General features: G+C 70.8%; 13 protein-coding genes. 3 read left to right on the top strand and 10 right to left on the bottom strand.

The window, feature by feature from the left end; all coding sequences use genetic code 11:
• Positions 1 to 70: 70 nt before the first annotated feature.
• The 6 genes from C4V41_RS44595 to C4V41_RS44570 form a co-directional block, all read right to left on the bottom strand.
• The gene (locus C4V41_RS44595) at positions 71 to 652 is read right to left on the bottom strand and encodes a TetR/AcrR family transcriptional regulator (protein ID WP_200824650.1); all 582 of its coding nucleotides are present in this window, start codon (positions 650 to 652) and stop codon (positions 71 to 73) included.
• Between the two features lie 132 nt (positions 653 to 784).
• A complete protein-coding gene (locus C4V41_RS44590; RefSeq protein ID WP_103962097.1) occupies positions 785 to 2,026 on the bottom strand; it encodes an ABC transporter substrate-binding protein in 1,242 nt (413 codons plus the stop codon).
• A 38-nt stretch (positions 2,027 to 2,064) separates the two neighbouring features.
• Positions 2,065 to 3,183, bottom strand: a complete 1,119-nt coding sequence (locus tag C4V41_RS44585) for a branched-chain amino acid ABC transporter permease (RefSeq protein ID WP_235030769.1) — start codon at positions 3,181 to 3,183, stop codon at positions 2,065 to 2,067.
• Positions 3,176 to 4,066, bottom strand: coding sequence for a branched-chain amino acid ABC transporter permease (locus tag C4V41_RS44580; RefSeq protein WP_103962096.1), 891 nt, complete (start codon positions 4,064 to 4,066; stop codon positions 3,176 to 3,178). The genes C4V41_RS44585 and C4V41_RS44580 overlap by 8 nt, the downstream gene beginning before the upstream one ends.
• Positions 4,063 to 4,854, bottom strand: coding sequence for an ABC transporter ATP-binding protein (locus C4V41_RS44575; RefSeq protein ID WP_103962195.1), 792 nt, complete (start codon positions 4,852 to 4,854; stop codon positions 4,063 to 4,065). Before C4V41_RS44575 ends, C4V41_RS44580 begins: the two co-directional genes overlap by 4 nt.
• Entirely contained in the window at positions 4,851 to 5,642 is a 792-nt protein-coding gene (locus tag C4V41_RS44570; protein WP_103962095.1) for an ABC transporter ATP-binding protein, read from the bottom strand. Before C4V41_RS44570 ends, C4V41_RS44575 begins: the two co-directional genes overlap by 4 nt.
• Positions 5,643 to 5,923: 281 nt before the next feature.
• Between C4V41_RS44570 and C4V41_RS44565 the strand changes: the two genes are divergently transcribed.
• The gene (locus tag C4V41_RS44565) at positions 5,924 to 6,964 is read left to right on the top strand and encodes an LLM class F420-dependent oxidoreductase (RefSeq protein WP_103962094.1); all 1,041 of its coding nucleotides are present in this window, start codon (positions 5,924 to 5,926) and stop codon (positions 6,962 to 6,964) included.
• Between the two features lie 73 nt (positions 6,965 to 7,037).
• Here C4V41_RS44565 and C4V41_RS44560 read toward each other — a convergent pair whose 3' ends face one another.
• Complete coding sequence (locus C4V41_RS44560; protein ID WP_103962093.1) at positions 7,038 to 7,781, bottom strand: SDR family NAD(P)-dependent oxidoreductase; 744 nt, start codon at positions 7,779 to 7,781, stop codon at positions 7,038 to 7,040.
• 93 nt (positions 7,782 to 7,874) lie between these two features.
• On the opposite strand from C4V41_RS44560, the gene C4V41_RS44555 reads away from it, so the two are divergent.
• Complete coding sequence (locus C4V41_RS44555; protein WP_103962092.1) at positions 7,875 to 8,483, top strand: TetR/AcrR family transcriptional regulator; 609 nt, start codon at positions 7,875 to 7,877, stop codon at positions 8,481 to 8,483.
• Between the two features lie 26 nt (positions 8,484 to 8,509).
• A complete protein-coding gene (locus C4V41_RS44550; protein ID WP_146104020.1) occupies positions 8,510 to 9,352 on the top strand; it encodes a tetratricopeptide repeat protein in 843 nt (280 codons plus the stop codon).
• Between the two features lie 6 nt (positions 9,353 to 9,358).
• Here the strand turns inward: C4V41_RS44550 and C4V41_RS44545 are convergent, their stop codons facing one another.
• The 3 genes from C4V41_RS44545 to C4V41_RS44535 are packed head-to-tail and all read right to left on the bottom strand — an operon-like array spanning position 9,359 to position 12,211.
• On the bottom strand, positions 9,359 to 10,507 hold the full coding sequence (locus C4V41_RS44545) for an NAD(P)/FAD-dependent oxidoreductase (RefSeq protein WP_103962090.1): 1,149 nt from the start codon (positions 10,505 to 10,507) through the stop codon (positions 9,359 to 9,361).
• Between the two features lie 53 nt (positions 10,508 to 10,560).
• Positions 10,561 to 11,433, bottom strand: a complete 873-nt coding sequence (sigJ, locus tag C4V41_RS44540) for an RNA polymerase sigma factor SigJ (RefSeq protein WP_103962089.1) — start codon at positions 11,431 to 11,433, stop codon at positions 10,561 to 10,563.
• A gap of 43 nt (positions 11,434 to 11,476) precedes the next feature.
• Positions 11,477 to 12,211 (bottom strand): hypothetical protein, encoded by a 735-nt coding sequence (locus C4V41_RS44535; protein WP_103962088.1) that lies wholly within the window; start codon positions 12,209 to 12,211, stop codon positions 11,477 to 11,479.
• Between the last annotated feature and the right edge of the window lie 10 nt (positions 12,212 to 12,221).

Raw genomic sequence — 12,221 nt, 5'->3', positions numbered from 1 at the left:
CGTTCCTCTCTCTATTTTGTCGAACGATCGTTAAGTATGGGTCGGCATACGAGGACCCGGATCGGACGGGTCAGCGGCTCTTGGGGCGTGACCTGCGGGGCGGCGGGCTGTGCTGCACCACCGTGAGCGCCAGATGGACATAGCGCTCCACCAGGTCGGTGACGCTCAGGTCACCGCCGGGCTGATACCACTGGGCGATCGCGTTGCACATCGCCAGGATCGCCCGCTGCGCCTCGTCGGGATGGGGAGTGGCGAAGACGCCGCGCGCCACGCCGTCGTCGATGATCTCGTGCAGCAGCTTCGGCAGCGCGTCGCGCCGCTCCACGAACCGCTCCAGCCGCTCCGGCTCCAGGTTGCGCAGCTCGCGCAGCGCGAGCAGGCTGTCGACCTGCCGCCGCACCCGGTATTCGACCGTGGCCTGGACGAACGCGCCCAGCCGCGCCGCCGGGTCGTCACCGGCGGTGGCCAGCGCCGTCTCGCAGCCGCGCCGGCAGTCGTCGAGGGCGTCTTCCAGCAGCGCGTGGAGCAGCTCCTGCTTGCCAGCGTGGTAGTAGTAGAGGACCGAGAGGCTCAGCCCCGCGCCCTTCGCGATGTCCCTGATCGAGGCGCCGTGGTAGCCACGCTCGGCGAAGATGCCGCGTGCCGACTGCATGATCGCAGCGAGCCCGTTTCCCCTGGTCACCGCCTTAGGCGGCCGATCCGCCGCCTCCGCCGTGCCGCGTGTCCCCATTACCACATCCTATTCCACACGTGTCGCGTGTATGATCATCGGCCCCGGCGGGGCCTATCCCGCCTTGACCTGATACTCCTTGGCGAGGTCGGACACCTTGAAGTCCTCGACGAGCTTCATGCCGGCGTAGACGTCCTTGTCGGGGCGGTGGATCTGGCTCGCCCGCGAGGTCGGCTGCGCCGGGTCCGACAGGTCCAGCGCCGGCCCCAGCCCGTCGATGCTGAAGTCGGTCACCTTGGCGCGGGCGGCGAGCAGGCCCTTGCGGGTCAGGTCGCCGCACGTGCCGCTGATGATCTTCGCCCACAGGTGGGTCGACAGGTAGGACAGGACGACCGCGCCGCCCGACTCCGGCTGCTGCGCGCCGAACTTGGCCTTCCACTTGTCCGCGAGCGCCTTGACCGCGGGCGTGTCGGCGCCGAGCAGGCCGACGCCCGACACCCGGTAGTACCGCTTGGTCAGCGCGGGCGCGGCCGCCGTCGACAGCAGGCTCGTGCTGAAGCTCGCCACGTTCCCCATGATCGGCACGTCGAGCCCGGCGGCCTGCGCGGCGCTGGCCACCGCCGCGGTCTGCTTGGCCGTCGAGTCCAGCAGGATCGCCTTGGCGCCGGCCGCCTTCAACGCGTTGACCTGGCTGGTGAGGTCGGCGTCGGTCGGCTTGATCTGCTGGCCGGACAGCTTCAGCCCCAGCTTCCCGGCAGCGAACGTGCTGCCCTTGAGGCTGTTCTCACCGATCTCGCCCTGCAGGTAGATGTGCCCGAGGGTGTCGCCCTTCTTCAGCAGGCCCTCGCGCACCATCCAGTCGACGCTGTTGATCGCCTGGATGTCGTACGTGGCGCCGACCACCAGGAGATGCGGGTCGCCGAGCAGCGTCGGCGCGAACGCCGTCAGGCCGACCAGCACGTCGTTCGACGAGATCTTGTCCCGCAGCGCCGAGGTGATCGCCGACCCGTAGACGTTGAGGAAACCGAGGACCTCGGGCGCGATTTCGTCGTAGGCCGTGACCGCCTTCTGCACGTCGTAGCCGTGGTCCCGGATGACCAGCTCGATCTTCCGCCCGCACACGCCCCCCTCCGCGTTGATCTCGTCGACGGCGAACTGGCTGCCGGCGTTGCTGGTCTTCCCCGACGTGGCGAACGCGCCGGACAGGTCCAGCAGCATGCCGAGTTTGATGGTGGCGTCACTGACGCCGGGGGCGGCGGCGCCCGCGGACGAGGTGGCCTTGGTGGAGCAACCGGTGACGGACAGGGCGGCGACGAGGGCGGCCGCGGCGAAGACGCGCGGACGGGACCGGTTCATGGAGTCCTCCTGGTGTTTTCTGGGGGGTGCCGGATGGGTCAGGGGGCGGCGGGCCCGCGCCGGTCACGGAGGGCGTGCAGCATCGCGCGCAGCCCGCCGGGCTGGGTCAGCATCACGACCACGACGAGCGCGCCGTACACGAACTGCGCGGCGATGGACGCCTCCAGCCCCTCCTGGCCGGGGCCCGCGACCAGCGGGAGCACGTCGGCGTAGCGGGCCAGCACGATCGGCAGCGCGACCACGAACGTCGCCCCGATGATCGCGCCGGAGGTCGAGCCGAGCCCGCCGAGGACGATCATCGCGAGGAAGTCGATGGAGAGGTGGAGGTCGAAGTAGTCGGGGACGGCCCGCTGGAACGCCAGGGCCGTCAGCACGCCGGCCGTACCGGCGTACATCGAGGACAGGACGAACGCGGCGGATTTGGTGCGCTGCACGCGCACGCCCATCGCGGCGGCGCCCACCTCGCTGTCGCGTATGAGGCGGAACGCCCGGCCGGGCCGGCCCCGCAGCACGTTGCGGGCCACCAGCACGGCCACGACGGTGACGGCCAGGAAGAGGTACCAGAGGTTCTCCACGGCCCCGAACGGCACCCCGAGCACGACGAGCCCCCCGGCGTCGGAGAAGACGAACCCGCCGAGCGCGAAGGGCGTGACCGAGCGCCCGTCGTAGCCGCCGGTCACCGGCCGCAGGTTCAGCAGCAGGTGGTGGCCGAGGAAGACCAGGCCGAGCGAGGCGATGCCGAGATAGATGCCGCGCAGCCGTCCGGCGATCGGGCTGAACAGCAGGCCGCACAGCCCGGCGAGCAGGGTCGCGAGCACCGCCGCCACGAGCGGGGGCAACCCAAGGCCCCCCAACTGCCCGCCGCCGTCTCCGGCGAGGAACGCGTAGCCGTAGGTGCCGACCGCGACGAAGAACGCGTGCCCGAGCGACAGTTGCCCGGCCGCGCCGAACAGGATGGTCAGGCCGAGCGCCCCGACCGCCGACGCCATCGCGAACAGGCCGATGCGCAGCCAGAACGCGTCCACGTACAGCGGCAGGACCAGCGCCACCACGATCGCGGCGGCCACGGCCGCGGCGACCGGCAGGTGGCTCGGCAGCGTCCGGGCCCGCGCCTCGGCGGGGGCGGGGCGGGCAGGCGCGAGGGTGTCGTCAGACACGGCTGAACTCCTTCGACCCGAACAGTCCTGACGGCCGCCACAGCAGCACGACGATCATCACGAGATAGGCCACGACGTCACCCACGCCGAGCCCCAGGAAGGCGAGCGAGTCCTGGTGACCGGACACGAGCACCTGGACGACGCCGACGATGAGGCCCCCGGCGATGGCGCCGCCGAGCGAGTCGAACCCGCCGATGATGGCCGCGGGGAAGGCGGCGATCGCGACCGACTCCATGCTCAGGCTGACGCCCGGACTGGGGAACGAGGCCAGGCCGATCCCGGCCGCGGTGGCCAGCAGCCCGGCCAGCACCCAGGCCGTGGCCGAGACCCGGCGCAGCCGGATCCCCGCCAGGGCCGCCCCCTCGGCGTCGGCGATGGACGCGCGCATCGCCAGCCCCCAGCCGGTCAGCGTGAGCAGCGCGGTGAGGCCGCCGATCAGCAGCGGCACGGCGACCACGGTGATGACGGCCGTGAGCGGCAGCGTCAGCGGCCCCAGATTGACCACCTGGCCGTCCCAAGGCGCGCCCAGCGGCAGCACGTGCTCCCCGAGGCGGCGGGTCAGCTCGGCGGTCAGCACGACGTTCAGTCCGATGGTGAGGATCGCCATCGCGTGGTGGTTGTGCGGGTCGACGCGGGACAGCAGCAGCCGCTCGGTCGCCAGCGCGAGCAGGGCGGCGACGGCGAGGCCGAGCAGCGCCGCCACGGCGAACCCGACGCTCGGCTGGGTGACGGCGACCACGTACACGCCGAGCAGGAGGAACGAGGCGTGCGCGAAGTTGACCACGCGGGTGGCCTTGAAGACGATGACGAATCCGAGGGTGATGAGCGCGTACAGCAGGCCGAGGGACACGCCGTTGACGAGCAGTTCCAGCAGGCGGATCATCGGGGCGCCCCTTCCTGTGCGTCCTCGCCCGGCGCGCCCAGGTAGGCGCTGATCACGGTCGGGTTCCGGCGCACCTCGGCGGGCGCGCCCTCGGCGACGACCCTGCCGAAGTCGAGCACCGTGATGCGGTCGGCGATCGACATGACCACGCCCATGTCGTGCTCCACGAAGACGACGGTGAGGCCGAGCGCGTCGCGCGCGGCCAGGACGAGCCGTCCCAGCTCGCGGCTCTCCGCGGTGTTCAGGCCGGCGACCGGCTCGTCGAGGATGAGCAGGCGCGGTTCCAGGCACAGCGCCCTGGCGAACTCCAGGCGCTTGAGGTCGCCGTACGCCAGCCGCCCCGCGGTCTTGTCCAGCCGCTCCGAGAGGCCGACGAAGCCGGCGATCTCGCGTACCCGCGCCTCGTGGCGGCGCTCTTCGCCGCGGCCGAGCCACAACGCGGTCCTGACCAGGCCGGCGCGGGTCAGCCGGTGCCGGCCCACCATCAGGTTGTCCAGCACCGACTCGCGCGGCGAGACCACGATGTTCTGGAACGTCCTGCCGACCCCCAGCGCGGCGACGCGGTCCGGCCGCTGCCGGGTCACCTCGTGCTCGTCGAGCAGGATGCGCCCGCCGGTCACGGGATAGATGCCGCACAAGGCGTTGAGCAGCGACGACTTCCCCGCCCCGTTGGGGCCGATGACCGCATGCACGGTGCCCGGTTCGACGGTGAACGACACCTCGTCCAGTGCCCGCAGGCCGCTGAACGCCACGCTCACCGCGTCCACCGTCAGCCGGGGCGGGTTCATGCCGTCCACCGGCTCAGCCGGGGCACGGCCCGGCCGTCACTCACGTCTTCTTCCACGTCGTCGCCGTCTTCGCCGAGATAGAGCCGGCGGACCTCGTCGCTGTGGGACAACTCGCCCGCCGGGCCGCTCAGCACGACCCGCCCGAGCTCCAGAAGGTAGGCCGAGTGGGCGACGGACAGGGCCATCGCCGCGTTCTGCTCCACCAGCAGCACGGGCACGCCGTCGCGGGCGATCTCGCGTACGGTCTCGCCGATCTGTTCGACCAGCCGCGGCGCCAGGCCGAGCGACGGCTCGTCGAGCAGCAGCAGCTTCGGCTGGGACATCAGCGCGCGGGCGATGGCGAGCATCTGCTGCTCGCCCCCGGACAGCGTGCCGGCCCGCTGCCGGCGCCGCTCGGCCAGCCGGGGGAACATCTCGAAGACCTGACTTCGGGTACGCGCCTTCGCCTCGCGGGAGCGGACGGTGATGGCGCCCGCGTCGAGGTTCTCGTCGACGGTGAGCGGGCCGAACACGTGCCGGCCCTCCGGGACCTGTACGAGCCCGCGGGCCACCACACCGGCCGGGTTCGCCCCGGTGATCTCCTGTCCCAGGAAGCGGATCGACCCCGCGGTGACCGACCCGCCGTGCAGCGCGATCGTCCGCGAGACGGCCCGCATGAGAGAGGTCTTTCCCGCGCCGTTCGCGCCGAGCAGCGCGACGACGCCCGCCTCACCGACTGTGAGGCTCACCTCGTGGAGTACCGGCTCGCGTGCGCCGTAACGGACGGCGAGCCCTTCGATCTCGAGCATCCGGTTTCTCTCTGTCTTATGGCCTCACTGTCGTGAGGCGGCTTCGGTCGCCATATGCCGCCGCCTTCCCCCGCTCTGAACGCCACGTTCCCGCCGCTCCTCCAGGCGACGGCACTACCTCACCCAGATATGCGTCGATCGTTCGTTAAGTTAAATCGAGTTGCCACTATCGATCGTTCGTTAAGTAGGCGTACTGTAAGTGACCTCTGAGACACACGTCAACACCTTGGCGGACGCGGGCGGTACGGGCCCGCGGCCCATCTGACCTTGGAGGTTTCGCCATGCGGATCGGCACGACCCTGGCCTACGGCGGCGGTTTCAAGGAGGCGGCCGCGGGGCTGCGCGACCTGGAGGCGGCCGGGGTGGAGATCGCCTTCGTGGCGGAGGCCTACTCCTTCGACGCCGTGAGCCAGCTCGGCTATCTCGCCGGCGCCACCGACCGGATGCACCTGGCCTCGGCGATCCTGCCGATCTACACCCGGACGCCGTCACTGCTCGCGATGACCGCGGCCGGGCTGGACTACGTGTCGGACGGCCGGTTCACGCTCGGTCTGGGCGCCTCGGGGCCGCAGGTGGTGGAGGGGTTCCACGGGGTGCCCTATGACGCGCCGATCGCCCGTACCCGCGAGATCGTGGACATCTGCCGCCGGGTGTGGAGCCGCGAGGCGGTCGTGTACCAGGGCGAGCACTACGAGCTCCCGCTGCCCGCCGGGCGCGGGACCGGCCTGGGCAAGCCACTCAAGCTCATCAATCATCCGGTACGCGACCGCGTCCCGATCATGCTGGCCGCCATCGGTCCCAAGAACGTGCGGCTCGCCGCCGAGATCGCCGAGGGCTGGCTGCCGATCTTCCTGCATCCCGGCAGGCTGCGGCAGGTGTGGGGCCCGTCGCTCGACGCCGGTGCGGCCGCCCGCGACCCGAGCCTGGGCCCGCTGGACATCGTGGCCACCATGCCGCTGGCCATCGGCGACGACGTCGGCCACCTGCTCGACCGCGCCCGCCCGCAGCTCGCGCTCTACATCGGCGGCATGGGTGCCCAGGGCAAGAACTTCTACAACGACCTCGCCCGCCGGTACGGCTACGAACGCGAGGCCGCGCTCATCCAGGACCTCTACCTGTCGGGCCGCAAGAGCGAGGCGGAGGCCGCCGTGCCCGGCGACCTCCTGCGCGCCACGTCGCTCATCGGCCCGAAGGAGTACGTGGCCGAACGTGTCGCCGAACTCGCCGAGTGCGGCATCACGACGGTCAGCGTGAAGCCGCTCGCGGAGGACTCGGCCGGGCGGATCGCCGCGATCGAGCGACTCCGGGATCTGATGCCCTGACCTCCTGCGAACCTTCGATGAAGGCCCGCCGCGCCCATTTTGACCGGTCAATACCCGTTTCCCAGTCAATTGGCTAGATGTGCACCTCGCCGCCATCGACGATCAAGTTGGCGCCGAGGAAGAAGCTGCCCTGGTCGGACGCGAGGAAGGCCACCACGTTGGCGACCTCCTCCGGACGCCCGATCCGGCCGAGGGGGACGCCCGCGGCGAAGTGCGACTTGGTGACGGGCGTGTCCGCCGCATCGACCACGCCGTCGAGACCAGGGGTGTCGATGGTGCCCGGGGAGATCGCGTTGACCCGGATGTTCCGGTCCTTGAGCTCGTTGGCCCAGGTCCGGGCGAAGGATCGGATCGCCGCCTTGGAGGCCGCGTACGTGCCGAACGCCGCGACACCGTCACCGGCGCGCACCGAGGAGTTCAGGATCACCGACGCGCCGTCGTTGAGCAGCGGCAGCGCCTTCTGCACCGTGAACAGGGTGCCCCGGACGTTGACGCCGAAGGTCTCGTCGAAGTGCTCCTCGGTGACCTGCTCCAGCGTCGCGAACGACGCCGCGGCGGCGTTGGCGAACAGCACGTCCAGGCCCCGCCCCCGAGCCTCGACCGCCGCATAGAGCCGGTCCAGATCGGCCGGGTCCGAGATGTCACCCGGTACGGCGGTCGCCGCGCCGATGCTCTCCACCGCCGCGTCCAGAACGGTCTTCCGGCGGCCGGTGATGAAGACGTGCGCCCCCTCGGCCGCCAATCGGATGGCGGCGGCGAGGCCGATCCCCGTTCCGCCACCGGTGACGACGGCGGTCTTGCCTTCCAACTGCTTCATGCTTTTCACCTCAAGAGATTTCTGTACCGATCGGTGCCGAAGGGACGATAGCAGTTCGGCACCGTCCGGTACAAAAGGGGTAGGATCGCTCGCGTGCAGACTCAGGGAAAGGCGCCGATCGGCCGGCCACGCGGCTTCGACGCCGAAAAGGCGCTCGATCAGGCCATGCGGGTGTTCTGGGACCAGGGCTACGAGGGCGCCAGCCTCACCGACCTGACCAACGCCATGGGCATCAGCCGCACCAGCATGTACGCCGCCTTCGGCAACAAAGAGGATCTGTTCCACCTGGCCCTGCGGCGCTACACCGACGGCCCCGCCGCGTACGTTCCCCGAGCCCTGGAGGAGCCGACCGCGCGGCAGGTGGCCGTCGCGTTCCTCAACGGCTCCGTCCTGGCCACCACCAGTCCCGACTGCCCCGCCGGGTGCTTCGGCGTGCAAGGTGCCCTGGCGGCGGGCGAGCCCGGCCGAGGGGCCCGCGATACGTTGGCGGCCTGGCGCGACAACGGCATCTCGCTCCTGCGGGAGCGTTTCCAGCGGGCCGTCGACGAGGGCGACCTGTCCGCCGGGGCCGATCCCGGCCCGCTCGCCCGATACCTCATGGCCGTGGCCAACGGCATCGCCGTCCAGGCCGCCGCCGGTGCCACCCGTGACGACCTCCAGGTGGTGGCCGGCATGGCCCTGCGAAACTGGCCGCCCACCTGAGGCTCCGCATGGCAGACTTACGGCCCATGCCCGTACAAGATCCGCATATCCATCTGCGGCAGGCCGGTCGGTCGCTTGCCGAATGCGAGTTCCTGCTTCGGCGGTTCAGTGGCGAACGGGCGGTCCCTGATCTGATCGCCCAGGCTCGCCACCACTGCGACCAGGCCGAGCAGTTGCCGCACGAAGACGCCGGGACTCTGGCGATTTTGCGTGCGGTGGCCTCGACCTTCGCCCTTCGGCACGTGGCGCTGTCCGACGTGCGCTGCGATTTCGACGATGACGACGGAACGCTGCTCAACGGGCTGGGAAAGTATGACGCCAAGGGCGTGAGCCGTCCGTTCACCGAGGAGGCCGTCCGTTCCGCGGAGGCGGCCCTTGCCACGGACCCCTATGACGCCCTGATGCCGCTCTACTTGGGCCATGCCCTGACCTGGGCGGGCGATCAGGATGGCGCGATCGCCGCCTATCAGGAGGCCCTGCGCCGCGCACCCGATGACCGTTGCGCCCGTTCGGCCCTTTCCTCCCTTCGTGCCTCGCCTCCCCGAGGGTCTCGGAGCCGGATGAGCCACCCCCGCCACGCCTTCGCGCTACTGCGCAGCGCCTATTGGATCAACAACAACGAGTGGGAGGACGCCTTCGTCCTGTTCGCCTCTACCGCCGATGTTCGTACGCACCTGGCCGGCTACCTGGCCGATGAAGACCTGGAGGATGAGGGCGCGGAGCCGGCTCTGCACATCCACCGCCCTGGCCGCCCCGTTGCCACGTACGACCTGGAGGACACCGATTGGACCGGCATTCCGCTGAAGCCGCCTCTCCCGCCCGGCCGCCCTCTTCGCCTCCACTCCAGAGTCTGCTTCCCTCATCACTGAACCGGCTCAGGCCGCGGACTGCTCTTCGTCGCGGGGGAAGAAGGGGAGAGCGATGTAGACGCGGTCGGCGGCGGCGAGGATTTTCGTGGCGTCGTCGACCGGTGGGTGGATGTATTGGTTGATGCGCTTCTTGACCTCCTTGCCCTGGGCGCCTGAGGCCATCACTCTGCGGTCCCAGCCCCGGGTGAAGATCGCGCCGGCGTCGCCCAGGTCGAGACAGGTGACGTAGGGGCCGGGGGTGAAGTCGCGGAGCGGCAGGCCGAGCAGGCCGGCCGCCGCGTTGTAGCCGGCGACCTTGCCGAGCGGGGTGGCGTGCTGGCAGGCCTGCATGACGGTGTGGCCGGCGTCGAACGCGGCCGCGGCGGTGTCTCCGGCGGCGAACACGCCGGGCAGGGCGCGCAGGTGCCGGTCCACCGGCACGCGGCCGAGGTGGTCGAGCTCGCCGGAGATCTGGCGGGTGAGTTCGCTGGCTCGCATTCCCACGGACCAGATGACCGCGTCCGTTTCGATGGTGGTGCCGTCGGACAGGATGGCGTATCCGTCGCCGACCTCGGTCACCGTCGTTCCGAGCCGGCGTTCGATGCCCAAGTGGTCCAGTGCCGCCTCGATCTCCTTGCGTGGGCCTGCCCCGAGTTGGGCGCCGACCGTGCTCGCGCGGTCCACCAGCAGGACGCGGCCTCGGGCGGCCAGTTCGGTCGCGGCTTCGAGGCCGGTGAACCCGGCGCCGACGACGATGGCGGAGTAGTCGTTGCGGTGCCGGAGGTGACCGGTGAGCCGCCGGGCTCCGTCGAGGGTGTCGATGTCGAAGAGCCGTTCGGCGCCGGGGAGGTTGCGCGGTTTGACGAGTCCGCTGCCTGCCGCGAGGACGAGGCGGTCGTAGTGGATCTCCTGGCCGTCAGCCACCACGACATGGCGGGTGGTGTCGATGGTGCTCACGGTGGCCCGCAGATGCCGGACGCCGATCGGGCCGAGGATTCTGCGCAGTTCTACCTTGGCGACCTCCGGGTCGGGCTCGTACAGGCGTGGTCGCAGGACGAGGTGGTCGTTCGGCGCGATGAGGGTGATGCGCAGGCCGGCGTCTCCGCGTGCGAGTGCCGCTCCCGCCGCGCTCCAGACGCCCGCGAAGCCGCCTCCGACGATCACAACGTGTGCCATGGTCCGTCCTCTCTTCCCTGAAGGGGGTTCGGCAGGGAGACAAGATGGCGGGTTCAGATGTGACCGAGGTGGGCGAGTTTGTCGGGGTTGGCGAGTCTCCGGAATTGCGTGATCCGCCCGTCGGTGATCTCCGCGGTGTCGAGCCAGACGAGTTCGCCATCCTGGTACGTCGCCAGGGCCGGATATCCGTTGACCTCGATGATCTCGAACGTGTCGGGGCGCCTGATCTCGATCTGCCTGGCCGCGAGCCGGGCGATCGTCGTGGCGCCGTGAACGGGCCTGCGTGCCGCGGTCACCTTGCCGCCGCCGTCGGCGATGTACACGGCGTCGGGGTTCAGCAGGTGGACGAGCCCGGCGAGGTCGCCCGCTTCGGCGGCCGCCTTGAATGCTCTGAGCACGCGTTCGGTCTCGGTCTTGGACGCCCGGGGCCGCTCCCGCACGGCGGCGACGCGCGCCCGCGCACGGGAGGCGAGTTTGCGGCCGGCCGCGGGTGTGCTGCCGAGCACGTCGGCGATCTGGCCGAAGGGGAGGTCGAAGACGTCGTGGAGCACCAGGGCGACGCGTTCGGCCGGGCTGAGCCGCTCCATGACCACGAGCAGCGCGGTGCTCACCGATTCGTCCATGAGGACCTGGGCGGCGGCGTCGGGGCCGGTCAGGAGGGGTTCGGGGAGCCAGGGTCCGACGTAGGACTCGCGCCGTACGCGTGCCGATTGCAGGACGTTGTACGACGTCCGGGCGGCGACGGTCACCAGCCAGGCCCGCAGGTCGCGTACCTCGGAGAGGTCGGCGGCGGCGGCGCGCAGCCAGACCTCCTGGGTCACGTCCTCGGCTTCGGTGACGGTGCCGAGGATGCGGTAGGCGGCCCCGAAGACCGCCGGGCGATGGGATTCCCAGTCGGTCTCGACCGGCGAGCCGGTCGGCTCCACTCTCGGCCTCCCGCGGTCTCGGATCGGCGATGGACCCTCGATTCTAGGCAGACCGATTCCGGGCCAGCGCCACCAGGCCGATCAGCACGGTGGCGAGGACGGGGAGCCAGGCGAGCCGGGCGATCAGCCAGAAAGGTCCTGTGGGGGAGTCGTTGAGGCCCGTGATGGGTCCGAGCCGCGCCGTGGCCAGCGCCGCCACGACGAGGGTCGTCGGGTGCCAGAGATAGAGCGGCAGGGCGAAGCGGTTGATCAGGGCGACCAGGCGGCTCTCCGCCTGCCCGCTCACCGGCCTCGGATGGGCTCGCCCCCAGGCCAGGCCGAGCACGTACGGCACCGCCAGGAGGAGCGGTGGGCTCAGCCAGCCGGCGGCGAGGGCCAGAGGCCAGGTGAACCGGAGCAGGTTGGGGCTGATCGCGGTGAGCAGCGCGTACGGGATCAGGTAGGTCATCGGTTCGAGCGCCGTGGCGAGAATCTGCCGAATCGCGTCCTGTGAGAACCCGTTCGCCAGCAGGACGAGAAGACCGCCGCCCCACGCCACCAGGAACGTCACCACGGGCCGCACCACCTGCCCCGCGGGCCAGGGGGCGGTGGCGCGGGCGTGGCCGCCGGCGAAGAAGAGCAGGGCGAGGGCGAGCTGGGGCAGCCAGGCGGCGGGCGCCCACGACGGCATAGCCGTGAGCAGGCTGGTCGTGGTGACCTGGTTCGTGGTCGCGAAGGCGGTGAGGAGCCAGTGCTGGAGGACGACGATGGTGAGGGCGGCGGCTGCGAGGGCGTCCACGTGGGTGTGC

The sequence above is a fragment of the Nonomuraea solani genome (assembly GCF_900108335.1).
GTDB classification, from domain to species: Bacteria; Actinomycetota; Actinomycetes; order Streptosporangiales; family Streptosporangiaceae; genus Nonomuraea; species Nonomuraea solani.
The sequence above is the reverse complement of the archived record's forward strand: the minus strand, read 5'-3'. Positions and strand labels throughout refer to the sequence as shown.

What these genes read in the sequence shown, in the direction of transcription:
- C4V41_RS44590 (WP_103962097.1), bottom strand. Translation starts at nt 2,026, where the DNA reads ATGAACCGGTCCCGTCCGCGCGTCTTCGCCGCGGCCGCCCTCGTCGCC.
- C4V41_RS44570 (WP_103962095.1), bottom strand. Translation starts at nt 5,642, where the DNA reads ATGCTCGAGATCGAAGGGCTCGCCGTCCGTTACGGCGCACGCGAGCCG.
- C4V41_RS44580 (WP_103962096.1), bottom strand. Translation starts at nt 4,066, where the DNA reads ATGATCCGCCTGCTGGAACTGCTCGTCAACGGCGTGTCCCTCGGCCTG.
- C4V41_RS44565 (WP_103962094.1), top strand. Translation starts at nt 5,924, where the DNA reads ATGCGGATCGGCACGACCCTGGCCTACGGCGGCGGTTTCAAGGAGGCG.
- C4V41_RS44550 (WP_146104020.1), top strand. Translation starts at nt 8,510, where the DNA reads ATGCCCGTACAAGATCCGCATATCCATCTGCGGCAGGCCGGTCGGTCG.
- C4V41_RS44560 (WP_103962093.1), bottom strand. Translation starts at nt 7,781, where the DNA reads ATGAAGCAGTTGGAAGGCAAGACCGCCGTCGTCACCGGTGGCGGAACG.
- C4V41_RS44595 (WP_200824650.1), bottom strand. Translation starts at nt 652, where the DNA reads ATGCAGTCGGCACGCGGCATCTTCGCCGAGCGTGGCTACCACGGCGCC.
- C4V41_RS44545 (WP_103962090.1), bottom strand. Translation starts at nt 10,507, where the DNA reads ATGGCACACGTTGTGATCGTCGGAGGCGGCTTCGCGGGCGTCTGGAGC.
- C4V41_RS44575 (WP_103962195.1), bottom strand. Translation starts at nt 4,854, where the DNA reads ATGAACCCGCCCCGGCTGACGGTGGACGCGGTGAGCGTGGCGTTCAGC.